Origin of the sequence: Leifsonia sp. 563 (genome assembly GCF_040545055.1) — a bacterium.
In the GTDB taxonomy this organism is placed as follows: Bacteria; Actinomycetota; Actinomycetes; order Actinomycetales; family Microbacteriaceae; genus Leifsonia.
Map to the genome: position 1 here is coordinate 623411 of NZ_JBEPLE010000001.1, position 23790 is coordinate 647200.

Annotated in this window: 19 protein-coding genes; 9 read left to right on the forward strand and 10 right to left on the reverse strand. The window is 70.7% G+C overall.

What is annotated here, in order from left to right:
- Positions 1-54: 54 nt before the first annotated feature.
- Positions 55-705 carry a polysaccharide deacetylase family protein gene (locus ABIC47_RS03085; protein WP_354477035.1) on the forward strand — a complete coding sequence of 217 codons (651 nt, stop codon included), beginning with the start codon at positions 55-57 and terminating at the stop codon, positions 703-705.
- On the opposite strand, the gene ABIC47_RS03090 is transcribed toward ABIC47_RS03085, so the two are convergent.
- Entirely contained in the window at positions 695-1744 is a 1050-nt protein-coding gene (locus tag ABIC47_RS03090; protein WP_354477038.1) for a glycosyltransferase, read from the reverse strand. The two genes, ABIC47_RS03085 and ABIC47_RS03090, sit on opposite strands and share 11 nt — an antisense overlap.
- A 166-nt stretch (positions 1745-1910) precedes the next feature.
- On the opposite strand from ABIC47_RS03090, the gene ABIC47_RS03095 reads away from it, so the two are divergent.
- A complete protein-coding gene (locus ABIC47_RS03095; protein ID WP_231371240.1) occupies positions 1911-3017 on the forward strand; it encodes a glycosyltransferase family 4 protein in 1107 nt (368 codons plus the stop codon).
- Positions 3014-4369, forward strand: a complete 1356-nt coding sequence (locus ABIC47_RS03100; RefSeq protein ID WP_018192202.1) for a lipopolysaccharide biosynthesis protein — start codon at positions 3014-3016, stop codon at positions 4367-4369. The genes ABIC47_RS03095 and ABIC47_RS03100 overlap by 4 nt, the downstream gene beginning before the upstream one ends.
- A gap of 28 nt (positions 4370-4397) precedes the next feature.
- On the opposite strand, the gene ABIC47_RS03105 is transcribed toward ABIC47_RS03100, so the two are convergent.
- On the reverse strand, positions 4398-7049 hold the full coding sequence (locus tag ABIC47_RS03105; protein ID WP_354477043.1) for a right-handed parallel beta-helix repeat-containing protein: 2652 nt from the start codon (positions 7047-7049) through the stop codon (positions 4398-4400).
- A gap of 239 nt (positions 7050-7288) precedes the next feature.
- Here ABIC47_RS03105 and ABIC47_RS03110 point away from each other — a divergent pair, with 239 nt between their 5' ends.
- Complete coding sequence (locus tag ABIC47_RS03110; protein ID WP_089877768.1) at positions 7289-7876, forward strand: arsenate reductase/protein-tyrosine-phosphatase family protein; 588 nt, start codon at positions 7289-7291, stop codon at positions 7874-7876.
- A 104-nt stretch (positions 7877-7980) separates the two neighbouring features.
- Positions 7981-8403, forward strand: coding sequence for an FAD synthase family protein (locus tag ABIC47_RS03115; protein ID WP_018192205.1), 423 nt, complete (start codon positions 7981-7983; stop codon positions 8401-8403).
- Here the strand turns inward: ABIC47_RS03115 and pip are convergent.
- Together pip and ypfJ are read right to left on the reverse strand one after the other, a co-directional pair.
- Positions 8392-9369 (reverse strand): prolyl aminopeptidase, encoded by a 978-nt coding sequence (gene pip / locus ABIC47_RS03120; protein WP_354477047.1) that lies wholly within the window; start codon positions 9367-9369, stop codon positions 8392-8394. The genes ABIC47_RS03115 and pip overlap by 12 nt on opposite strands.
- A gap of 17 nt (positions 9370-9386) precedes the next feature.
- A complete protein-coding gene (gene ypfJ, locus ABIC47_RS03125; protein WP_018192207.1) occupies positions 9387-10274 on the reverse strand; it encodes a KPN_02809 family neutral zinc metallopeptidase in 888 nt (295 codons plus the stop codon).
- A 65-nt stretch (positions 10275-10339) separates the two neighbouring features.
- On the opposite strand from ypfJ, the gene ABIC47_RS03130 reads away from it, so the two are divergent.
- The gene (locus tag ABIC47_RS03130) at positions 10340-11329 is read left to right on the forward strand and encodes a malate dehydrogenase (protein ID WP_354477049.1); all 990 of its coding nucleotides are present in this window, start codon (positions 10340-10342) and stop codon (positions 11327-11329) included.
- 91 nt (positions 11330-11420) lie between these two features.
- On the opposite strand, the gene ABIC47_RS03135 is transcribed toward ABIC47_RS03130, so the two are convergent.
- The 3 genes from ABIC47_RS03135 to recQ form a co-directional block, all read right to left on the reverse strand.
- Positions 11421-13526 (reverse strand): acyl-CoA dehydrogenase family protein, encoded by a 2106-nt coding sequence (locus ABIC47_RS03135; protein WP_354477052.1) that lies wholly within the window; start codon positions 13524-13526, stop codon positions 11421-11423.
- A gap of 224 nt (positions 13527-13750) precedes the next feature.
- Positions 13751-14242, reverse strand: a complete 492-nt coding sequence (locus ABIC47_RS03140; RefSeq protein WP_231374476.1) for a DapH/DapD/GlmU-related protein — start codon at positions 14240-14242, stop codon at positions 13751-13753.
- Positions 14243-14375: 133 nt separating this feature from the next.
- Entirely contained in the window at positions 14376-16370 is a 1995-nt protein-coding gene (gene recQ / locus ABIC47_RS03145; RefSeq protein WP_354477055.1) for a DNA helicase RecQ, read from the reverse strand.
- A gap of 98 nt (positions 16371-16468) precedes the next feature.
- On the opposite strand from recQ, the gene ABIC47_RS03150 reads away from it, so the two are divergent.
- Together ABIC47_RS03150 and ABIC47_RS03155 are read left to right on the forward strand one after the other, a co-directional pair.
- Positions 16469-17032: a dihydrofolate reductase family protein gene (locus tag ABIC47_RS03150; RefSeq protein WP_231918789.1), complete on the forward strand. Its 564-nt coding sequence runs from the start codon at positions 16469-16471 to the stop codon at positions 17030-17032.
- Positions 17032-17895, forward strand: coding sequence for an EamA family transporter (locus ABIC47_RS03155; protein WP_354477058.1), 864 nt, complete (start codon positions 17032-17034; stop codon positions 17893-17895). The genes ABIC47_RS03150 and ABIC47_RS03155 overlap by 1 nt, the downstream gene beginning before the upstream one ends.
- 85 nt (positions 17896-17980) lie before the next feature.
- Here the strand turns inward: ABIC47_RS03155 and ABIC47_RS03160 are convergent, their stop codons facing one another.
- The 3 genes from ABIC47_RS03160 to ABIC47_RS03170 all read right to left on the reverse strand — a co-directional run bounded on the left by ABIC47_RS03160 (position 17981) and on the right by ABIC47_RS03170 (position 20878).
- A complete protein-coding gene (locus ABIC47_RS03160; protein ID WP_354477060.1) occupies positions 17981-18457 on the reverse strand; it encodes a MarR family winged helix-turn-helix transcriptional regulator in 477 nt (158 codons plus the stop codon).
- A complete protein-coding gene (locus ABIC47_RS03165; RefSeq protein WP_089877800.1) occupies positions 18441-20183 on the reverse strand; it encodes an MFS transporter in 1743 nt (580 codons plus the stop codon). Before ABIC47_RS03165 ends, ABIC47_RS03160 begins: the two co-directional genes overlap by 17 nt.
- 98 nt (positions 20184-20281) lie before the next feature.
- On the reverse strand, positions 20282-20878 hold the full coding sequence (locus tag ABIC47_RS03170; RefSeq protein WP_354477063.1) for a TMEM175 family protein: 597 nt from the start codon (positions 20876-20878) through the stop codon (positions 20282-20284).
- A 158-nt stretch (positions 20879-21036) separates the two neighbouring features.
- Here ABIC47_RS03170 and ABIC47_RS03175 point away from each other — a divergent pair, with 158 nt between their 5' ends.
- Positions 21037-23673, forward strand: a complete 2637-nt coding sequence (locus ABIC47_RS03175) for a lamin tail domain-containing protein (RefSeq protein WP_354477066.1) — start codon at positions 21037-21039, stop codon at positions 23671-23673.
- Positions 23674-23790: the final 117 nt, after the last annotated feature.

Below are 23790 nucleotides of genomic sequence, written 5' to 3' on the forward strand. Positions count from 1 at the left end.
CGCGACCGGGCGATCACCCTCGTCCGCCGTGCAGGCGCTCCGGTGGGGTCTGTCATGCGGGTCCGCACCGAGGAGCCGGTGGTCGTCGCGACGTTCGACGACGGCCCGTCGTTCCGCACCTCCACGGTGCTGTCCGCCCTCGCCGACGCGGGCGCAACGGCGACATTCTTCGTGCTGCTCAGCCGCACCCGTCGCGACCCGGGCCTGCTCGACGACATCCTCGGCGGCGGCCACGAGCTCGCCCTGCACGGCCCCGACCACCGCCGCCTCACCACGCTGCCGCCTGACGCACTGGCCGGACGGATGCGCGACGCGCGCGCCGAGCTGGAGGACCTCGCCGGGCGCCCGATCCACTGGTTCCGGCCGCCGTACGGCGCGCAGAGTCTGCGCTCCTGGCGTGCCGTGAAGGCCGCGGGCATGGAGCCGGTGCTCTGGGGACCGACGCTGGCGGACTGGCGCGACGCCCCGCACGACGAGCGGCTCCGTCTGGCCCTGTCTGCAGAACGCGGCGCCATCATCCTCGGCCACGACGGGCACGCGGATGCGGTCGACGGCGTCGACGACGGGCCTGCCCCCACGGTCGACCACGCCACGCTGCTCCCCGAGGTCGTGGCCGGCTACGCGGCGCGCGGACTGCGACTCACCTCGCTCGGCGCAGCGGCCGCGAACGGCCGCCTGGTGCGGGAGGCCCGGTTCAGGAGCTGACCGTCTGCTCCCGGCTGCGGCGCCGACCCCGGCCGCCGCGCACGAGGTCGATCGCCCGGCGGTACGCGGTCGCGTGCTGCGGCCCCGCGTCCGCCCACGAACGCGCGCTCAGGTCGGGGCGGCCCTCGACGCCGCGGGCGCGCTCGGCGGCGTCGCGGATCACCGCCGGCGTGAGCTCGGCGTACCGGCTCACCCACGCGGGTCCGACCTCCTCGGCGAGCGCCGCCGTCGTCTCGTTGTCGGGCACGAGCACGGGCCGATCGAGCGACAGCGCGGTGAGCACCCCTCCCGAGTTGTGCATGTCGCGATAGGGCAGCACGATCAGCTCGCTGCGTCCGACCAGGTCCGCCAGCTCGGAGTCCTGCAGGAAGCTCAGTTGCACCCGGACACGCTCGTCGCGGTCGGCGAGCGCGCGGATCGTCTCGGCGAGCTCCTCGGTGGACGGCTTGCCCGCGACGGTCAGCCGCAGGTCGTCTCCTGGAACCCGGGCGAAGACCTCCAGCAGCTGCTCGACCCCCTTGTAGCGGCGGATGAGCCCGAAGTAGCCCAGCCGGCCGTGCTCGCGCGCCGGACGCGGATAGCGGCCGAACCACTCCCGGTAGTCGCCGTGCAGGATCGTCTCGTAAGCCGTGCCATCCGGGAACGGTGTGGTGGGGTTGAGTCGGATGCGCAGCGTCGTCCGCCGGTCGAACCAGCGGAGGATGGCGCGCTCGCGCCGCGAGATGCCGTCCGGCAGGTGCAGGTTATGGACCGTCCGCACGATCGGCGTCCGCGTCACTCGGAGCTTGAGGATGAGCACGACCGTCAGCGCCTGGCGGACGAGCGCCTTCATCCGGCTCTGCCCCGAAACCAGGATCTCGGGCCAGTGCGCGTGGAACACGTCGTACCGGCCGAGTAGCGCGCGCCGCCACGAGAACGTGCGCACCTCGAGACCCGGCGTCGACGTGAGCGCGTCGCGCAGCATCACGATGTACGGGTTGGTGGTGGGCCGCGGATCCGGGAAGGACTGCTGGACGACGATTCGCTCGGGCTCGGTCATGGTGCGATCCACCCTAGGGGCCGTTCCGCGGTCAGAGCCAGGGCTGACCCCCAAGACTGGGTGCATTTTTGAGAATATCTCGTTATTTGGCCTCCGCCTGTCTAGACTCGCTCAGCAGAGGCCCGACACCCGACTCGAGGGCCCCGACCAGACCCCGGAGCTGCCCGTGGCCAGCGAAGCGCCAACTCTTCACCACCAGCACGTCCGCCTGTACGACCAGGTGCGCAGCGTGCACCTCGAGCGCGCCCACGAGCTCGACCCCGCGGCCATCGTGTACCGCGTGAAGCGCTACGACTTCGATCCTGAGCTCGCCTCCGGTATCGAGCTCGCGCAGGCCGGCAGCCTCGCGGCGGCACGGATGGCCCTCCGCAGCAGGATCACGCGAGTCGAGGTCGACGAGCCGCTCTACCTCGACTCCCTCCCCCGGACCGCCGCCGTGCTCGCCGCGCTCGGGCTCAAGCGCCTGTTCGGTGCACCACGCGCCGAAGTCGCCACGTACGCGATCGAGAACCTCGACCCCTTCGCCGCCCGCCCGCCTCGCCTCCGCAGCCGCCTGCGTCGCGCCGTCGAGCGGATGCTGAGCGCCTACGTCTGGCACCGTCTCGACACCGTCGTCTACGGGACGCCCGGCGCCCGCGACCTCTACGGCGAGACCTTCGCCCGCCGCCCCCGCCGCCAGCTGACGGTCGAAGCGCTCCCGAGCCCGTGCCGCTGCGACGCCGAGCGGACGGTCCAGCGCGACCCCGACGGCGTCGTCTTCCTCGGCGCCTTCTCCCCGCGCAAGGGCTTCGGCGACGTGCTCGCCGCGTGGCCGGCCATCCGCTCCCGGCGTCCGCTGGCGACGCTGACGCTGATCGGGTCGGGCGGGATGCTCGACGAAGCACGGGCCGCGGCCGACGCCGACCCCTCGATCCGGCTCCTCGTCGATCCGCCGAGGGACGTCATCCACACCGAACTGCTCCGCGCGCACGTCCTCGTGCTGCCGTCACGACGGGTCGGCGACTGGCGCGAGCAGATCGGTCTTCCTCTGGTGGAGGCGCTCGCCCACGGCTGCGAGGTCGTCACCACGTCGGAGACCGGCATCGCCGAGTTCCTCATCGACGCCGGCCACCTCGTCCTTCCGGGGGACGCCGACGCCGCGCGCATCGCCGACGGGGTGGATGCGGCGCTCGCCCGCCACCGCACGGCCGCCGACATCCGCTCCGCCCTCCCCGCCGTCGACGGCCGCATCGCCGCCGGTCGCGCCCTGTTCGAAGAGCAGGTGCCGGCATGACGACCCTGAAGCCGCAGCGGACCGGGATGGTGCGCGCCGTCGGGTCGACGGCGGTCATCAAGGTCGTCGTGATGGGCATCTCCGGGCTCATCGGCATCGTCAACAGCCGGCTCATCATCCAGAACTTCGGCACCGACGCCTACGCCCAGTACGGCCTGCTCGCGGCGCTTCCCGCCCTGCTGCCGTTCGCGGACCTCGGGATCGCGGCCGTCGTCATCAACGCGGTGGCCGGCTCCGACAAACCGGCATCCGACCGTCTGGTCCGCAGCACGATCGTGACGGCCTTCCGCATCCTGCTGTGCTCCGCCGCCGCCATCGTCGGCGTCGGCCTCGTGATCTCGCTGCTCGGCTGGTGGCCGGCGATCCTCGGCGGTGCGCTGCTGCCGGACGGCGGGAGCCTCGCCGCGTTCCTGTGCCTCGGCACGTTCGCGCTGGTACTGCCGCTCACGGTCGGTTCGCGCGTGCTCGTCGGGCTCGGCCGCACCAGCACCCAGACCGCCAGCCAGGCCGTCGTCGCCCCGGCGATGTTCCTCGGGCTCGCGACCCTGGTGGCCCTGTCGGCTCCGGCGGGCAGCTTCCTCGCGGTTCTCTCGTACATCGCCAACGGCCTCGCATCGCTGATCTGCCTCCTGGTCGCAGCGCGGCTCATCCGTCCGCAGATCGGGAAGGCCCTCCGGGAGGTGCCGTTCCCCCGGCGCTACCCGGGCGTTCCCGCCATGGGCGTCGCGTGGCCGATGCTCGTGCAGATGGTCGCCCTCCCGATCGCCATGCAGACGGACCGCCTCCTGCTCAGCCACCTGACCACCGGCACCGAGCTCGCGCAGTACAACCTCGCCTCCCAGCTGTTCGGCCTGGTCGTGCAGACCATCGCCGCCGCGGGCGTCGCACTCTGGCCGATCTACGCGAGAGCCCGGTCGGAGTCGCGCATCGAGTCGCCGATGAAGCCGACGATGTGGTTCCTCGCCGGCGGCCTCGGACTGGGGCTCCTGCTCGCCGCGCTCTCGCCGCTGCTCACCCATTTCATCGCGGGCGACAGGTTCACCCTCGACCCGTGGCTGGTCGGCGGGTTCGTGGTGTTCGTCGCGCTGCAGGCCGCCAAGTACCCGGCGGGGATGTACATGACGGACAAGCGCGGCCTCACCTTCCAGGTATGGCCGATCCTCGCCAGCGTGCCCCTGAACCTCGTGCTCTCCTGGTGGCTGATCGGCGTCATCGGTGCGGGCGGACCGATCATCGGCTCCGCGATCAGCGTCCTGGTCTGCCAGGTGCTGCCCAACCTCTGGTACGTCACACACGACCTCGGCCGCCGTCGGGCGGAAGTGCCCGACGACGGCCGAGAGGACGTGCTCTAGAGGAACCCGCGCTGCGGGCGCCCCGGTGTTACCAGGCGCCGACGTGGACGGTGCCGGCCGGCTTTCCGATGAGCGACGCGATGTCGCCGGGGAGGGCCGTGGCCGCGCCGACCACCGAAGCGATCAGCTGCGAGGGCGCGAGCGACGGTGCGTTCTCCGCGATCGTGCTGTGCGCCTCCTGCCCGGTCGCCGACGTGAACGCCGAGAACGTGGAGTACACGGCCGGGTCACCGGCGCCGCGGGACCAGATCACGGCCCACGACGGGGACGAAGCCGAGGCCCTGCGGTACAGGTTGTAGTCGCTGCTGATCTGCATCCGCTCGGCGGACAGCTGGTGCGAGTAGTCCTCGACGCACAGCAGGCAGTTGCCCGTCCCGCCGGAGATGACGTTGTTCCGGATGGTGACCGGCCCGGTGACCCAGGTCATGGTCGGGTCCGGGAACGCCTGGCGCGGGTCGTGACCGGCGTCCGACGAGTTGTTGCCCCGACGCGAGTCCTGCGTGATGTCGAGGTTGCGCGCGTTGTCGCTGAGCGTGTTGTTCCACACCTTGGCCGAGCTGATGTTGTTCAGCTTGATGCCGGCCGAGGTGTTCCGCGACGCGACGTTGTCCACCAGGGTCGCGGTCGACGAGATCTCCAGCGAGATGCCGTTGCCCGCGTTGCCGATGGCGTCGTTGTGCGCGATCGTCATGCCGTAGACCGACTCGTCGAGCCACAGCCCGGCCGCCTGGTTGCGCAGGAATGCGCTGTCACGGATGTCGATGATCCGCGATCGCGTGATCTTCACGCCTCCCGAGACGGGCGAGGTGTTGAAGTGCTCGGCGTTGTTGTCCGCGGCCAGCACGCCGTCGAGCGTCAGGTGGTCGGAGTAGTTCGCGTGGACACCGAGGAGGCCGTTCCGGGCCGCCGTGACGGAGCGCAGCGTGTTGCCGTCGCCGCCCAGCGAGACACCGGTCGTGGCGTTGTCGGTGAAGGAGACGTTCTCGAAGAGCGCTCCGCCCTTCCACGCGGTGACCGCACCCATGTCGGGGACCGAAGGCGCGTAGCGGCGCACCCCGACGCCCTTCAGGACGAAGCCGGCGGACTGGACGCTGATCGCCTTCTGCAGGTCGCTTGCGCGCACCTCCTGGCTGCCCGGGTTGGTTCCGAGCACGAGCGTCTTGCCCGCGGTGTCGTAGTAGAAGGTGCCCGGGCGGACCTGCGACCGGCTCGCGACCTGCTGCTGGGCGGCGTTGCCGATCCAGACCTGGTCGGGGTGCGCGGCCATCGGGTACGACGGGTTCAGCCACTGCCAGCCCGGCGTGGAGCCGTCACCGGCGCCACGGGTGTAGGTGGGGCTGGAGTCGAAGACGTGGTTCCAGCCTCCGGCGACCCAGGTGGTGCCGCTCTGCGTCCAGCCCTTCACGACGGAGCTGCCGTCGAGGTAGGCGGCCTCCTTCGGGTACGACTGGATGGTCAGCTTCTTCGTCGCCGGCACGGTCAGCGACTCGTGGTAGCTGCCGGCTCGCAGGACGATCGTCGCGCCGTTCCCGGCGACGTCGATAGCGTGCTGCACGGTGCGGAACGGGCTGGATGCCGTCCCCGCTCCGGTGTCGGAGCCGTTCGGGGCCACGAGCAGGGCGCCGGCGGGAACCGCGTACGCGGTGCTGCCGATGGCGGCCGCGCCCGTCGGGAAGCGGGTGCCGGACGTGTCGATCGACGGGTCGCCGGTCGGAGCGGGTTGCGGCTGCGTCGGCGGGGTGACCGGCGGCGCGGGGTCCACCGGTGCGGTCGGCTCGCTCGGCTGGGGGGTCGGCGTCTGCGTCGGGGTCGGCGTCTGCGTCGGAGTGGTGGTCGGCGTCGGAGTCGGCGTCGGGGTCTCCTCCACCGGCTTCAGCGTGGACGCTGCGAGCGTGTCGAACGCGACAGGCTGAGCGGCGGTCGAGCCGGAGACGTACGACCACGCGGCGAGGCTGCCTGCGGAGGTCAGCCGCTTCGCGCTGGAGTCGTCGGCGACGGACTGCCAGTCCGGCTTCGCCTGGCCCTCAGGCCAGGCGCGAGCCTGCAGGTGGACGGGGTTCGACCCGGTCGCCTGGAACTCGAGGTGCACCGATGCCCCGGCCTTGAGGCCGGTCGCGACCCGGATCTCCTTGCCGACCGTCGTCTGGTCGGCCGTGGAGCCGTTGATGCGGAGGATCGTGAGGGTGAGGGCGCCTGTGGCGTTCACCCGGATGTTGGCCTGATAGTACGAGCCGGCGGCGACGCGGGTCTGCACACCGGCGAAGATGCCGTTACCCCCGGAGGGGATGCGCGGGACGTCGATCGTCGCCGACGTCGTGACGTCACCGGCGGTGACCGACGGCAGGGTCGCCGTGAGCGACGAGCCGGGACGCGGCAGTGTCATGCTGCCGGCGTCGCCGGTCGCCGAGAAGGGCGTCGTGCCGGTGGTCCGGTAGGCGCCGCCGACCGGCGCGCTGCCCCATCCACCCGCTGTGACGCGAGAGAAGTCGTCGGAGACCAGCTGGCTGCCGACGACGTAGTTGGAGGGTGCAGCCGACGCCGTGATCGCCGGCAGGCCGAAGACGGCGATACCGGCGGTGGCGACCGTCGCCACAGCGGTGACGACGATGTTGCGGGTGAAGATGCGGGGAGCGGGGGACTTTTGGGTGTTGGTGAGGCGGTGTCTGGCCTTGCGGACCATGGACTGTCTTCCAATACTGATAGTTCGCGAACAGAAAAACACAGAGGTGAGACCAGGCCTTCTGCGCGGAGCTGAGAAGAAGCTAGCACGTGCCCCTGCGAGTCCGCGAACCAAAACCGTTAAATCTATCGCGCGTCCCTGTCGACACGCTATGGCGATACACCCCCCCTTTCGGGTGGCCCAGCCAGGCGCTTCGCAGCCGTCGGCCCCTTCCCGGGCGTTTCCGGAAGAATGGCTGTATGCCCGGCTCCGACACCTTCCGCATCCTCACCGTCTGCACGGGGAACATCTGCCGCTCCCCCGCGATGGAGTTCCTGCTGGCTCAGGCGCTCGAGTCCGATCCGCGCTTCCACGTGCACTCCGCTGGGACGCACGCGGAGCGCGGCTGGCCGGTGAACCCGCCCATGGACCGCCTGCTGGAGGACCGCGGGATCGACGTCTCCGAGTTCGTCGCCCGGCAGGCGGATCGACAGCTGCTCGCCGGGTCCGACCTGGTGCTCACCGCGACGCAGCAGCATCTCGCCTGGGTGACCGAGCACGAGCCGCGGATCGTGCGCCGCGCCTTCACCCTCACGGAGTTCGCCGACGCGATCGTCGGGGCGCCAGAGGGCTCGGACCTGCGCGAGCTCGTCGCGTGGGCGGCGGCACACCGTCCGGCGCTCCGCATCCGCTCGCTCGGCGCTCCCACCCGCCGGGGATACGACGAGGGCGACATCCTCGATCCGTACGGCCGGGGTGAGGCCGCGTATCAGGCGGCACTCGGCCAGATCGAGCCGCTGGTACAGCGCATCGCACCTGCGCTCCTGGAGGCCGCACAGACCGCCTGACACCCGCACAGGGCACATTCAGCGCTCCCCGAGATCACTTGGTGACAAATCCTCACTAATCCGCCAGAATAGGTGAGGAAATCTCAAACCAAGGGGGGAAGCCCGTGACCCGACGCGTCGGCTACGCCGCAGGGGCGTTCGATCTGTTCCACATCGGACACCTGAACATCCTGAAACACGCCAAGAGCCAGTGCGACTACCTGATCGCGGGCGTCGTCTCCGACGAGATGCTGGAGCTCACCAAGGGCATCACCCCGGTCATCCCCCTCGCCGAGCGGCTGGAGATCGTCCAGAGCATCGACTACGTCGACGAGGCGGTCGCCGAGACCGTCCCCGACAAGCTCGACACCTGGCGCGAACTGCGGTTCGACGTGTTCTTCAAGGGCGACGACTGGCGCGGCACCGAGAAGGGGATGCGGCTCGAGCGCGAGTTCGCGGCCGTCGGCGTCGAGGTCGTGTACTTCCCGTACACGATGACCACGTCGTCCACCCAGCTGCGGAAGGCGCTCGCGGTCCTAGCCGGCTGAGTCCCCATCTTCGTCGGCGAACCGGTCGGTCGCCTCGATCAGCGCATCCAGGATGCCCGGCTCGTCGAACGCATGCCCGGCGTCCGGGATCATCCGCAGGTCCGCCTCCGGGAGCGCTCGATGCAGGTCCCACGCGGTCATCGGCGGCGTGCACACGTCGTAGCGGCCCTGCACGATCACGGTGGGGATCCCGGCAAGCTTCTCCGCATCCCGGATCAGCTGGCCCTCCTCGAACCAGCCGCCGTTGACGAAGAAGTGGTTCTCGATGCGCGCGAACGCGACGGCATGCGTCGGCTCGGTGAACGCCTCGACGAGCTCCGGCCGCGGCAGCAGGGTGATCGTGGACGACTCCCAGCGCGACCAGGCGACGGCGGCGGGCAGGTGCACGGCCGGGTCGGTGTCGAACAGCAGGCGGTTGTACGCACGCATCAGACGTGACCGCTCGCCCTCGGGGACGGGCTCCAGGAACCCCTCCCACAGATCCGGGAACAGCGCGGACGCGCCGCCCTCGTAGAACCAGTCCAGCTCGTGCGCGCGCAGCGTGAAGATCCCGCGCAGCACGAGTTCGGTGACCCGCTCGGGATGCGTCTCCGCGTACGCCAGCGCCAGGGTGCTGCCCCACGAACCGCCGAACACCTGCCAACGGTCGACGCCGAGGTGCTCGCGCAGACGCTCGATGTCGTCCACCAGGTGCCAGGTCGTGTTGACGCTGAGGTCGGCCTCCGGCTCGCTGGCATGCGGGAGGCTGCGGCCGCACATTCGCTGATCGAACAGCACGATGCGGTAGCGCTCCGGATCGAACAGCCGTCGGTGGGCCGGCGTCGTGCCGCCGCCCGGGCCGCCGTGCAGGAACACGACCGGTTTCCCCTCGGGATTGCCGCTGACCTCCCAGTACAGCTGCTGGCCGTCGCCGACGTCCAGCATTCCGCTGTCGTACGGCTCGATCTCGGGGTACAGGCTCCGCATGGCTTGAGGGTAGCGGTTCAGAGCCGCGACGCCGGGACGGAGAACGTGTCGCACGCCGCCGCGCCCTGCCGGAAACCGGTGGTGAACCAGCGCTGCCGCTGCTCGGCCGAGCCGTGCGTCCAGCCCTCCGGGTCGACGCGTCCGGTCGAGGCCTGCTGGATGCGGTCGTCGCCCACGGCTGCAGCGGCGCTCAGGGCGTCGGCGATCTGCTCGTCCGTGATCGGCTCCAGGAACGGCCGGCCGCTCGGGTCGTCGGTGGTGGATGCGGCGCCCGCCCAGCTGCCCGCGAAGCAGTCGGCCTGCAACTCGGTGCGGACGCTGTCCGACGCCGGACCGGTCTGCCTGCTGCTGTGCTGCTCCATGATGCCGCCGATGTTCTGGATGTGGTGTCCCCACTCGTGCGCCACCACGTACATCTCGGCCAACGGCCCGCCGCTCGCGCCGAAGCGCGAGCGCAGCTCGTCGAAGAAGCCGGTGTCGACGTACAGCGTGCGGTCGGGCGGACAGTAGAACGGGCCGACCGCGCTCGTCGCCGAGCCGCATCCCGTGCCCGTCTGGCCCTCGAACAGGATGAACTCGGGCGACGAGTACGTGGCGCCCAGCTCCGGAAGCTCGCTCGACCAGTACGCCTCGAGCGACGCCGCAGCCCCCTTCATGCGGCAGTCGACGCTGGCGTTCGCCTCGGCGCCCGTCGAGCAGTCGACCGCCTGGTCGCCCGTGCCGATCTGCTGGGTGCTGCCGCCCGCATCCCCGCCGACGATCCCGGTCAGGTCGACGCCGAACAGCTGCGAGACCAGCAGGATGACCACCGCTCCGAGACCGACACCCCCCGCCGCGATCCCGGCGGTGCGCCCGCGTCGGCGCACCTTGCCACCACTGATGTCGGCATTCGGATCGAACGTCATGCCGCACACGGTACGCCGCGATCGGCGACTCCCGGGCGCGTCGGCCGCGGTCTAGGCTCGGCAGCGTGAGCGCATCCACACCCCCAGTGAACGTGACCGTGACCGGGGCGGGCGGGCAGATCGGCTACGCGCTGCTGTTCCGCATCGCCTCCGGGCAGCTCCTCGGGCGGGAGACGCCCGTGCATCTGCGGCTGCTCGAGATCCCGGCAGGTCTGCGGGCCGCCGAGGGCACCGCACTCGAACTGGAGGACGGCGCCTACCCGCTGCTGCACGGCATCGACGTGACCGACGACGCGCGCGCGGCCTTCGACGGCGTGAACGTCGCGCTGCTCGTCGGCGCGCGCCCGCGGGGGCCGGGGATGGAGCGCAGCGACCTGCTCGAAGCCAACGGCGCCATCTTCGGCCCGCAGGGCGAGGCGATCAACGCCGGGGCGGCGGACGATGTTCGCGTGCTCGTCGTGGGCAACCCGGCCAACACCAACGCGCTCATCGCGAGCGCGCATGCTCCCGATGTGCCGGCGGAGCGCTTCACCGCGATGACGCGGCTCGATCACAACCGTGCCGTCGCGCAACTCGCGCGGCACCTGCACGCGCCCGTCCGCTCGATCGACGGCGTGATCGTGTGGGGCAACCACTCGGCCAGCCAGTACCCGGACGTCACGCACGCGACCGTCGACGGGCGGCCGGCCACCGAGCTCGTCGACGAGCGCTGGCTCACCGACGAGTACATCCCCCGGGTCGCCAAGCGCGGCGCCGAGATCATCGACGTGCGCGGTTCGTCGTCGGCGGCGTCGGCCGCGAGCGCCGCGATCGACCACATCCACGACTGGGTCAACGGCACCGGAGGCCGCTGGACCAGCGCTGCCATCGTCTCCGACGGCTCCTACGGGGTGCCCGAGGGGCTGGTGTCGTCCTTCCCGGTGCGGTCGGTCGACGGGGAGTGGCGGATCGTGCCCGACTTCGCGATCGACGCGTTCTCGCGCGAGCGGATCGACGCCTCCGTCGCCGAGCTCGTCGCCGAGCGCGACGCCGTCCGCGCCCTCGGCCTCCTCTGACCCCGGTCTCGCCGCCCCATCTGCGAGATTTGCGCCAAATCGCGGTTATGACGGGCTCATACCGGAGATTTGGCGCAAATCTCGAGAGGGGTCAGCGCTTCTTCTGCGACTTCTCGGGGGTGGGGAGGGTGCCCGCGGCGCGGCGCTCGGCGTAGTAGGCGCGAGCCTCCGCCTGACGCTCCGCCTCGGCGCCGGACGCGATCTTCGCGCGCACCAGCTCCGGGCCGTAGCCGAACGCATCCACCAGGTCGACGGCGTGCGGACGGATGCGCGTGAGCAGCCGGTCGATGTACGCCGAGACCGCCTGCGCCCGCTGGGGCGAGAGGCGTCCGTTCATCAGGTACCAGGAGAGGTGCTTCTCGATCAGACCGAAGCCGAACAGGTCGCGCAGCCAGGTGAGCACCTGCTTCGTGCCCGCGTCGGGAGCCTGCTCCAGCGCATCCGTGAACGCCTCCCACTGCAGCAGCTCGCCGTGTGCGCGAGCCGCTTCGATGAGCTCGTTCTGCTGCGAGTTGAACAGCTCGGCCGCGGCCTTCTTGCCCAGCTTGGATGCGGGGCGCAGCCGCCCGGCGATCTGCGCGATCATGGTCTCCACGCGACCGGTCAGCAGTTCGCGCTGGGTGGCCGGCTCCTGCAGCCAGTTGACCGACCGCGCCGTCGAGCCGAAGTCGCGGACCGTCTGGGCCACCGTCCGCAAACCCGAGCCGTGGTAGGCCTTCCCCGCGGCCTGCGTGACGACGTAGCGGGCGAGCGCTCCCGCATCCGCCTTCGCGAACTTGCGGCTGTAGTCGGTGAGCAGACGCTTCGCGACGAGCTGCAGCAGGACGTTGTTGTCGCCCTCGAAGGTCACCCAGATGTCGAGGTCCTGGCGGAGCGAGGTCAGCCGGTTCTCGGTGAGGAAGCCGGAGCCGCCGCACGCCTCGCGGGCCTCCTGCAGGGTGTCGAGCGCGTGCCAGGTGCTCAGCGGCTTGAGCGCCGCCGCCATCGTCTCGAGGTCCTGCCGATCGGTGTCGGAGTCGGCCTTCCCGCTGAAGACGTCGTCGAACTTGTGCAGGAAGACCTCGTGGGCGAAGCTCGCCGCATACGTGGTGGCGAGCAGCGGGAGCAGACGGCGCTGGTGCCGCTGGTAGTCGAGCAGCACCTCCTCGTCGGTGTCGCTCCCCGCGGTGAACTGGCGGCGCTGGTCGGCGTACGTCAGCGCGATCTTCAGGCCGATCTTGGCGCCGATCGTCGCGGACCCGTCGAGCGAGACGCGTCCCTGCACCAGTGTTCCGAGCATGGTGAAGAAGCGGCGGCCGGGGCTCTGGATGGGCGAGGTGTACGTGCCGTCCTCGGCCACATCCCCGTACTTGTTGAGCAGGTCGGTGCGCGGGATGCGGACGCCGCTGAAGTGCAGGCGGCCGTTGTCGATACCGTTCAGGCCACCCTTCTGGCCGTCGTCCTCGCCGCCGATGCCCGGGAGGAAGTCGCCGTTCGCGTCGCGGATCGGCACGTAGAAGGCGTGGACGCCGTGGTTCACGTCCTTCGTGATCAGCTGAGCGAACACGACCGCCGCCGTCGCATCCACCGCCGCGTTGCCCAGGTAGTCCTTCCAGGCGCCGCGGAACGGGGTGTCGATGACGAACTCCTGCGTCTCCGGGTCGTACGTCGCGGTGGTCGCGATGCTGGCGACGTCGGAGCCGTGGCCGGTCTCGGTCATCGCGAAGGCGCCGGGAACCTCCAGCGACATGATCGCCGGCAGGTACTTCTGGTGGTGCGACTCGGTGCCGAGGTGCAGGACGGCCGCCCCGAACAGCCCCCACTGCACGCCGGACTTGATCTGGAGGGACGGGTCGGCCGCGACGAGCTCCTCGAAGGCGGCGATGTTGCCGCCGTTGTCCTCGCTGCCGCCCAGCGACTTCGGGAAGGCGCGGTGCACCTGTCCGTTCTCGACCAGGAGCTTCAGCTGACCGAACACGCGCGTGCGGTGGTCGGCGACCGAGAGGCCTTCCTGCTTCTGCATCTCCGGGCGCTTGGCCAGCTCGCGCGACGCCAGACGGGCCTCCGCCCAGTCGCCCAGCAGCTGACGGCCGAGCGCTTCGACGTCGACGCGCGGCGTGACGCCGGGTGCGGTGGCCGGAGCGGGCGCCTTCGCGGCGGCGGGCGTGGCAGGGGATGCGGGGGTCGCGCTGGGGACGCGTTCGGCAGTGTCGACCATGACCTCTCCTAACGAAAATCGTGGATTCCGCCACGCTACGACCGGTCGAGCGCAACCGGAAAACGACCGTGCGCCGCCTACAAACCGCGTGTCCGACGCCCCTCCGCCCGATTGTGGAAACCTCCAAATCGGACCCCCTGCGGCGTGACACCCCGCACAAGGGGCTGGGAGCGCGAAAACGCCGCCCCGGGCAACCGGGGCGGCGTCTTCTGAGAGCTCGCGGGTCAGGCCGCGCGACGCGGGGTGCGCGGCGCACGCACGGAGCGCAGGTCGCGCTGCTGCGGACGCGGCGACCGGAGCGGCGTGGTGAGCGCCGCGCGTGCGGCGGCGGCACCCTTCAGCTCGATGACGGAACCGGCCGCCACCTGGGTGTCGCGCTCGATGCGCGCACCGTTGCCGACCATCGCGTTCTCGCCGAGCTTCGCTCCGCTGCCGATCTTCACTCCGCTGCCGACGATGCAGCCCGCGCCGATGTGGACATTGGCGCCCACGAAGGTGCGGTCGCCCACCGTCGCGCCCTTGTCGATCCAGCTGCCGGCTCCGACGTACGCCTCCATGCCGACGCGCGCGTCGGCCTCCACGTAGGCGGTCGGCTCGATGTAGGCCGACTCGGCCACCCGCGCGGACGGCGAGACCAGGCCTCGGCCGTTCACGTGACGCTTGTACTTGATGACGGCGCCGGTCTCGTCCTCGAGCTCTTCGATCATTCGTGCCATCTACTACTTCCTCCTCCGAGATCGCCGCAGTAATCGTTCAATGTCATAACGCAGGCGGGCAGGAAAAGATTCCCTGATGGCCGCCCGGAACGACGGACGATACCCCGCCTTTCGCCGGGCGCAAAGGGGTCGGTCAGGCGGAGGCGACGACGGCGAGGAGGGCCTCGCCGTAGGCCTCGCGCTTCTTGGCTCCGATGCCGGTGATCCCGTCGAGGTCGGAGAGGGAGGCTGGACGCGCGGACGCGACAGCGCGCAGCGTGGCGTCGCCGAAGACGATGTACGCGGGGACGCCCTGCTCGCGGGCCTGGCCGGCGCGCCAGCTGCGGAGCGCCTCGAACAGCGGCTGGTCGGCGGCGGCGAGGTCGGCGGACGCCGTGCTGCGGGATGCGCGCGGCGCGCGCTCGGGACGGTCCGGCTCCCGGCGCAGCACCACCGGGCGCGTGCCGGCAAGCACCTCGGCGCTCGCCGGCGTGATGGTGAGCACGCCGTACTCCCCCTCGGGCTTCAACAGCTCCTTGGCGATCAGCTGGCGGATGACACCGCGCCACTGGCTTTCGGAGAGGTCGTCGCCGATCGCCCACGTCGATAGGCGGTCGTGCCCGTACTGCTCCACGCGCGGGGTGCGCTTGCCGCGGAGGATGTCGATCAGGTGCCCGGCGCCGAAACGCTGGTTGCGCTCCCGCTGCAGGCGCACGACGGTCGAGAGCAGCTTCTGCGCCGGCACCGTGCCGTCCCAGCTCTCCGGCGGCGTCAGGCAGGTGTCGCAGTTGCCGCACGGGCCGGACGGCTGGCCGAAGTAGCCGAGAAGGTCGATGCGGCGGCACTGGACGGTCTCGCAGAGGGCGAGCATCGCATCGAGGTGCTGCGTCATCCTCCTCCGGTGCGCGAGGTCGCCCGGGGAGTCGTCGATCATACGGCGCTGCTGCACGACGTCTTGCAGGCCGTAGGCGAGCCACGCCGTCGAGGGGAGGCCGTCGCGCCCGGCACGACCGGTCTCCTGGTAGTAGCCCTCGACCGACTTGGGCAGGTCGATGTGGGCGACGAACCGCACATCCGGCTTGTCGATCCCCATGCCGAAGGCGATGGTGGCGACGACGATCACGCCCTCTTCGCGCAGGAACCGCGACTGCGTCTGCGCGCGACGGGACGCCTCGAGCCCGGCGTGATACGGCAGCGCCGTGAGCCCGTGCGACGACAGGAACTCCGCCGTCTTCTCGACCGACGCCCGCGACAGGGCGTAGACGATGCCCGCGTCGCCGGGGTGCTCGCTGGTGATGAAGTCGAGCAACTGCTTGCGCGGCTCGACCTTCGGCACGATGCGGTACTGGATGTTGGGCCGGTCGAAATCGGAGACGAAGTGCTCAGCACCCTCCAGCTTCAGGCGGGACGTGAGCTCCTTGTGCGTCGCCTCCGTCGCCGTCGCGGTCAGGGCGATGCGCGGGACGTCCGGCCAGCGGTCGGCGAGCTCGGAGAGCGCCAGGTAGTCCGGGCGGAAGTCGTGCCCCCACTGGGACACACAGTGAGCCTCGTCGATGGCGAACAGTGCGATGCTGCCGCGCTCGAGGAACCGCTTCGTCGACTCCGACGACAGCCGCTCCGGCGCGACGTACAGCACGTCGAGCTCGCCCGACATGTACGCGCGCTCGACCGCGGATCGCGCCGCGGCATCCTGCGTCGAGTTGAGGAAGGCCGCGCGCACGCCGACCGCGGTGAGCGCATCCACCTGGTCCTGCATCAGGGCGATGAGCGGGGAGACGACCACGCCGGTGCCCTCGCGCAGCAGCGACGGGATCTGATAGCAGAGGCTCTTGCCGCCACCGGTCGGCATCAGGACGACGGCGTCGCCGCCCTCGGCCACGCGCTCGATGATCGCCTGCTGCTGCCCGCGGAACTCTTCGTACCCGAACACCGTGCGCAAGGCCTCGGCGGCGGACGCGAACCGCGGCGGCGTCGAGCGGACGACGGGTGCCGTGCGCGCGGCGACGCCCGGGCCAGCGCCACCCCCAGCCCGCTCCTCCCCGGGCCACGGCGCACCCGCGTACGGGTCGCCGAACTCGGGCATCGGCGGCTCCTCGTCGAGGGGAGGGGCATCCCTGTCGTCGGGGATCCAGCCGTCGGTGAAGCTCATCCCTCGATCGTATCCGGGGCCGCCGACGATCGGCCGGGCTGTGCCGATCTGTGGAGAACTTCCGCATCCACAGGCCGGCCTCCGGTACCATCGCGGACATGCGGCGGCTCATCGTGACCGAGTTCATGACGCTCGACGGAGTGGTCGAGGCTCCCGGCGGCGAGCCCACCCACCGCCATTCGGGATGGACGATCCCGTTCAGCTCCGACGACCTCCGCGCGTTCAAGCTGCAGGAGGTGCTGGAGGCCGAATCCCTGCTCCTCGGCCGACGCACGTACGAGCAGTTCGCGGAGGCGTGGCCCCCGCGCGACGGCGAGTTCGCCGACAAGATGAACGGCATGCCCAAAGCCGTCGCCACCTCGCGGCCGGCCGAGCTGGCCTGGAACGCGACCGCCCTCGAGGCGCCCGTCCGCGCATCCGTCCAGTCGCTGAAGGACGGCGACGGCGGCCCTCTGCTCGTCGCCGGCAGCGCATCCCTCGTCCGCTCCCTGCTCGTCTGGGGCCTCGTCGACGAGCTGCGGTTGCTCGTCTACCCGGTGATGGTGGGCGGCGGCATCCGGATCTTCCCCGACGATCGCGAGAAGTGGACGTTCGAGCTCACCGAGCTGCGTCGGTTCGAGTCCGGGGCGGTCCTGCATACGTACCGGCTGGCCGGGAGCTGATGCCGGCCGCAGTCCTCGGGCTGCTGAGCGCTGTCGTCTACGGTTCCGCCGACTTCCTCGGCGGCGTGGCCGCCCGGCGCATCGGCCCGGTGCGCACGACCGCCGTCGGCGCCGTCAGCGGCCTCCTGCTGCTCCTGCTCGCCCTGCCGTTCGTCGGCGGGGAGTGGTCGGCGGCCGCTCTCGGCTGGGGCGCGCTGTCCGGATTGGCGGGCTCGGTCGCTGTCGGTCTGCTGTATGCGTGCCTCGCGATCGGGCCCATGAGCATCCTGTCGCCCCTGACCGCCCTGATGTCGGCCATCGTGCCGATGGCGTGGGGGCTCCTCGGCGGCGACCGATTCGGGGCCATCGGCTATGTCGCGATCGGGATGGCGCTGGTCGCGGTGGTCCTCGTCGGCTTCGTCCCGGAGAAGGGCGCCGTGCGGCCGACCGCCCGCGCCCTGCTGATGGCGGTCGGGGCCGGCGCGATGATCGGCGTGTTCCTCATCCTGCTCGACCAGACGCCCGAGGATTCGGGGGTCGTGCCGCTGATCGCCAACCGCGCGGTGAACGGAGCCGTGATGTGGACGCTCGTCGGAGTCCTCGTGCTCCGCGCGCGACGGCGGGTGGACGGGCATCCGCCTCACCTCGAACCGCGCGGAACCAGCATCGCCGCGGCGGGAGGCGCGCTCGATGTCTCGGCCAACGTCCTCATCCTGCTCGGCCTACGGCTCGGCGACCTGACCACCATGTCGGTGCTGGTGGCGCTCTACCCGGCGGGCACCATCCTGTTGGCCGCCATCGTGCTGCGCGAGCGGGTCGCGCCCGTCCAGTGGGTCGGCCTCGTGCTGGCCGTCGCCGCCGCAGCGCTCCTCTCCCTCACCTGACGCGCCTCTCGACCGGACCCCGAGGTGCACGTCGTTGCGGCCGCGGCCGGCGTGTCGCGCGCATCTACGTGCACCTCGCGGGAGGTCAGGGCGCGGGAGGCGTGGGCGGCGTGACCTGCGCGGCGCGTTCGAGGGCGGGGAGGGCGGCGCGGATGGCGTCCACCTGCTCGGGCGTGAGTTCGGCGAGGATGTCGGCGACGGCCCGGGCGCGGTCCGACCGCGCCTCCAGCAGCAGCGCCGTTCCCGCGTCGGTGCCGGAGACGAACAGCGAGCGGCGATCCTGCGGGTCGGGCGTGCGCTCCACCAGGCCTCGCGCCTCGAGCTCGGCGACAATGCGCGTGATCGTGGGCGCCGCCGCCACCTCGATGGCGGCGAGCTCGCTCGGGCGCAGCGGTCCGTTGCGGACGATGGTCGACAGGGCGGAGAGCTGCCCGTGGCTGAGCCCTCCGGTGGATGAGCGGATGCGGCGGTTCAGCCGCCCAGCGGCCAGGGCCAGGCGGCCGGGGACATCGTCGTCGCGTCCGGCCGCCGGCCGCTCGTCAGCTTCATGCGCGGTGGGCACCGACTTCCTCGCCTTCCTCGGTGGCCTGCCGCTGGGGTGCGACGGCCTCCTCATGAACATACTTGGCTCCGCCCAGGAAGGAGGCGACGGCGCCGATGACGCTCATGACGGCGGCGGCGATGAAGACGACCACCAGACCATCGTGGAAGGGTCCGGAGATCAACTGCGGGAAGAACTCCTTGCCCGTCAGAGTGGCGCCGTCGACGTGCGGCGCGGTGAGGATCCCGGTCGGACCGAGCAGGCTCTGGATGGGGTTGTAGCCGAGGAATGCGGCGAACAGGCTGCCTACGGGCGGGGTGTTCCCGACCTGCGCCGCGATGTGCGAGGGCACGCCGTGCGAGGTCAGCCCGTTGGTGAGGGCCGACGGCAGCGCGACCGACAGCCCCGCGATCATCAGCGAGAAGAAGATGCCGATCGACAGCGAGCTTCCGGCATTGAGCGCGACACCGGCCATCCCGGATGCGGCGCCGCGTTCGTTCGCCGGGACGCTGTTCATGATCGCCGTGCGGTTGGGCGACGAGAACAGGCCGGAGCCGATGCCGTTGAGACCGGTGAGCACCGCGAACTGCCAGTACTCGAAGTTCACGGGGATGAGCAGCAGGCCCACGAAGGTCGCCGCCACGAGCAGCAGGCCGACCGTCGCGAACGCGCGCGACCCGAACCGGTCGGAGAGCGCACCGGAGATCGGTCCGGCGATGAGGAAGCCGATCGTGATCGGGAGCATGTAGATGCCCGCCCAGAGCGGCGTCGACTCGTAGCTGTAGCCGTGCAGCGGCAGCCAGATGCCCTGCAGCCAGATGATCAGCATGAACTGCAGGCCGCCGCGCCCGATGGCGGCGAGGAATCCGGCGAAGATGCCCGAAGAGAAGGCGCGGATGCGGAACAGCCTCATGTCGAACATCGGCGCGGGCACCTTCAGCTCGACGACGACGAACAGCGCGAGCAGCACGATGCCGCCGATGATCGATCCGAGCACCCACGGGTTGCCCCATCCCTGACTGGAGTCGCCGTAGGGCTGGATGCCGTAGGTAATCCCGGTGAGGAGGGCGATGAGCCCGATGCCGAACGTGGCGTTGCCGAGCCAGTCGATGCGGCCGGGGTTCTTCTGGCCGACCTCGTGCAGCGACTTGATGGACCAAATGGTGCCGATCACGCCGAACGGCACCGAGACGAAGAAGACCGCACGCCAGTCGATCTCGGCGAGCACGCCGCCGAGGATGAGGCCGATGAAGCTTCCGGCGATGGCCGCGACCTGGTTGAGGCCGAGGGCGAACCCGCGCTTGTTGGCCGGGAAGGCGTCGGTGAGGATGGCGGTCGAGTTGGCGAACAGCATCGCGCCGCCGACGCCCTGGACGAACCGCCAGACGATCAGCCACATCGCGCCAGGGCCCCCGCTGAACGGGTCGAGGCAGAGCGCGATCGCGGCGAGCGTGAAGATGACGAACCCGAGGTTGTAGATGCGCACGCGCCCGAACTGGTCGCCCATCCGCCCGAACATGACGACGAGCACGGCGGTGACGAGCATGTAGCCCATCAGCATCCACAGCAGGTAGGAGACGTTGCCCGGCTCCAGCGGGTTGAGCTTGACGCCGGTGAAGATGGCGGGCAGCGAGATGATGACGATCGACGAGTTGATCGTCGCCATGAGCATGCCGAGGGTGGTGTTCGAGAGTGCCACCCAGCGGTAGTGCGGGTGGTCTTTGGTGAAGATGCCGGTGCGGGCCACGGGAGTCCTTGTCAGAGTGCGCGCGAGTACGTGGAAGTTCGGTTGTTTATATGCGTCAACTATATAACTGCGTCACGCGAGCGCGAGCCCGAGCGCTGTCACTCCGTCGTGCCCGTCTGGTTGAACAGGTAGTACACGCTCAGCGCAGCGAACCCGACCAGCATGGCCGGCGCGTAGACGATGCCGATCGCGGTCAGCAGCGGGTAGAACAGCGTCCCCGCGCCGAACCGGAGGAGTGCGCTCCGCCGAGTCCCCGCATCCATCGATCCCGTCCGGACGAGGACGAGCATGATGCGCCCGTAGACCAGGGTGAAGGCGATCGCGAAGCCGGTCGCGACCCCGCCGTACAGCACGGCGGCGACCCGGGTGTCCGCGGCGCTGCCCTCGGCGATGGCGCCCGCGAGCGTCGCGGTGGTGAAGGGGACGGCGGACACGAACATCAGGAGGATGAGGTTCCAGAACAGCAGCACGCGGTCGACCGTGGTCGCGAGACCGAAGATCGAATGGTGGTTGACCCAGATCACGCCGATGACGAAGAAGCTCACTACGTAGGCGGCGAACGACGGCCCGGACGCGAGGACCTGGTCCAAGAGGCTCTCACCGTTGCCCGGCTCGAGGTGAAGGTCCAGGACCAGGAGGGTGATGGCCACCGCGAGGACCCCGTCGGTGAACGCTTCCAGTCGCACCTTGGTCATCGCTGCCTCCTGGTCGTCGCCGTTCGAGGTGGGCATACCTTAGCCGGGCGGACACGGTCCGTTCAACGACGAGGAGTCCTCCGTTCACCTCCCCGTTCCTCCGCATACCGCCGGCTTCGGTAGCTTCCGTCTCTGTGCGACTTCTCAGAACCCGAACCGTGGCGGTCCTCGCCGCCACCGCGACCGCCGGCACACTGGCGCTCGCCCTCCCCACCGCGGCGCAGGCCGCGGCAACGCCCGACGTACGGATCACCGAGTGGATGTACAGCCCCGGCACCACCGGCGGCGAGTTCATCGAGCTCACCAACCTCGGCACGACGCCGGTCAGCCTCGCTGGCTGGTCCTTCGACGACGACAGCCAGACGCCCGGCGCGGTCCCGCTGGACGGGCTCGGGACGCTGGCGTCCGGCGAATCCGCCATCATCACCGAGTCGGCGGATGCCGCCTTCCGGACCGAATGGTCGCTCGGCGCCGACGTGAAGGTGCTCGCCGGCAACACGACCGGCCTCGGCCGCGCCGACGAGATCAACCTCTTCGACGGCCCGGATGCGGTCGCGAACCTCGTCGACCGGCTCACCTACAACGACCAGGGCACCGGCACGGTGAAGGGCCCGCGCACGCAGGGGAAGTCGGGCGTGCCCACTACGGCCGCGGCGCTCGGTGCCAACGACGCCTCGCAGTGGCAGCTCTCCGCCGTCGGCGACGCGGAGGGCTCGTGGACGTCGGTCAGCGGTGACATCGGTTCGCCGGGCAAGAGCCGCTTCGCCCCGGCGCAGCCGGCGTGGAAGAGCATCCACATCAACGAGGTGTCGTCCGACAACACCGCCACCCCGGTCGGGGACGCGATCGAGCTCGTCAACAGCGGGTCGGTGGATGTGGACATCACCGGCTGGCTTCAGATCGACAGCGGGGCAGCGACGGCTGCAACGACCTTCTCGGCCAGCCTCGCCGACGGGACCCCGACGACGGTCGTGCCCGCCCACGGCTACGCGTACTTCTCGTCCACCAAGGGCCTGAGCAGCGGCGGGGACGGCGTCAAGCTCTACCTGCCGGACGGCACGGGAGGCACCGCCGGCACCCTGGTCGACTCCGTCGACTACACGGCAGGCGAAGCCGGCACCGACGAGGGCAACGAGTTCGGAGCGGGCGCCTACGCGCGCTGCCCCGACGGCACGGGATCCTTCGCCTCGGTGGCGACCAAGAGCTTCGGCGCTTCCAACGCCACCGCGTGCCAGAACGTGCTCACCAACCCCGCCGACGGCGGCAACGGCGGCGGCAACACGCTGACCTGCCAGCCGGAGGCGCCGTCCGGCACGGGCACCCTCCCCGCCGGCGGGGGCACTCCCGTCGCCTGGCCGGGAAGCGCCACCGTTTCGGTCGCCGACTCGCTGTGCGCGTGGGAGACCACCACCGGTCCGGAGGGCCGTGACGTCAGCGGCCTGGTCTTCGACCCGACCAACGCGAACGTGCTCTACAGCGTCAAGAACAAGAGCTGGGTGTTCCGCATGGTCAAGGAGAACGGCCTCTGGGTGGCCGACACCGCCAACGGCTGGGCAGCGGGCAAGCAGATCTTCTTCCCGGGCAGCAGCGACACCGCGACGAATCAGCCGGACTCCGAGGGGCTCACGGTCGGACCGGACGGCGCGCTCTACGTCACGACCGAGCGCAACAACGCCGCTAACACCATCCCGCTCAACTCCATCCTGCGCATCGACCCGACCTCGTCGGCCACGTCACTGGTCGCCACCGACCAGTGGAACCTGACCGCGGAGTTCCCCGAGCTTCACGCCGGGAACAAGACGGAGGCGAACCTGGGCTTCGAGGGCGTGACCTTCGTGCCGGACAGCTACCTGACCGGCAACGGCTTCGTCGACCAGTCGACCGGCACGACGTACAAGCCCGCCGACTACCCGCTGCACGGCACCGGCCTCTACTTCGCCGCGCTGGAGAACGACGGAAAGCTGTACGCCTACGCGCTCAACAGCGACCACACCTTCCACCGGGTCGCGGTCGTGGACACGAAGATGGGCCACGTGATGGACGTGCAGTTCGACGCTGCCACCCAGCGCATCTGGGCGCTCTGCGACAACACCTGCGGCGTCTCCTCCACCGTGCTGAAGATCGACGGGACGGGAACCATCGTCCCGCAGGTCGTCTACAGCCGCCCCGCCGGTCTGCCGAACGACAACCTGGAGGGCTTCGCCCTGGCCCCGGCATCGACCTGCACCGGAGGGACTCGCGAAGCCCTGTGGTCGGACGACGGCGTGTACGGCGCTGGCCCGGGCAGCCCGACGGAGGGCCACGCCCTCTACAGCGGACGCATCGCGTGCGACCTGCAGCTCGGCGGCCAGGGCGTCTCCGGCCCGGCGACGGACCCGGTGGCGGCGGTCAGCCTGTCCGCCGGTTCGGGTGCCGTCGGCGACCGCATCACGGTCACGGGCACGCACTTCGCGCCGGGCACACAGGTCACGTTCGTGTTCAACTCGACTCCGGTCACCCTCGGCACGGCGACCGCTGCATCCGACGGGACGCTGACCTTCGCCTTCGCGGTGCCGGCAGTCCCGGCGGGTGCGCACACCGTGACCGCGGCGATCGGCGGCACGGTCGTCGCCTCGGCGGCCTTCAATGTGACGGCCGCCGGCGCCACGGTGTCGGGCGGCGATCCGGCCGCCCTCGCCTCGACCGGGTCCAATGTGAGCTCGGCAGCCGGGCTGATCGCCCTGGCGCTGCTGATCGGCGGCGGTCTGCTGGTCCTGCTCCGCCGACGCGCTCGGACGCACACGACCGGGGAGTGAGCGGGGAGAGATAGCCCCGGGGGCGGGCCGGCTCGGCCGTGCCCTCCCCCGGCGGCTGTCACGACGAGCACCGCGCCCAGGTTGCGCTGCTATGGTTCCCGAGCCGGCAGTGCGCCG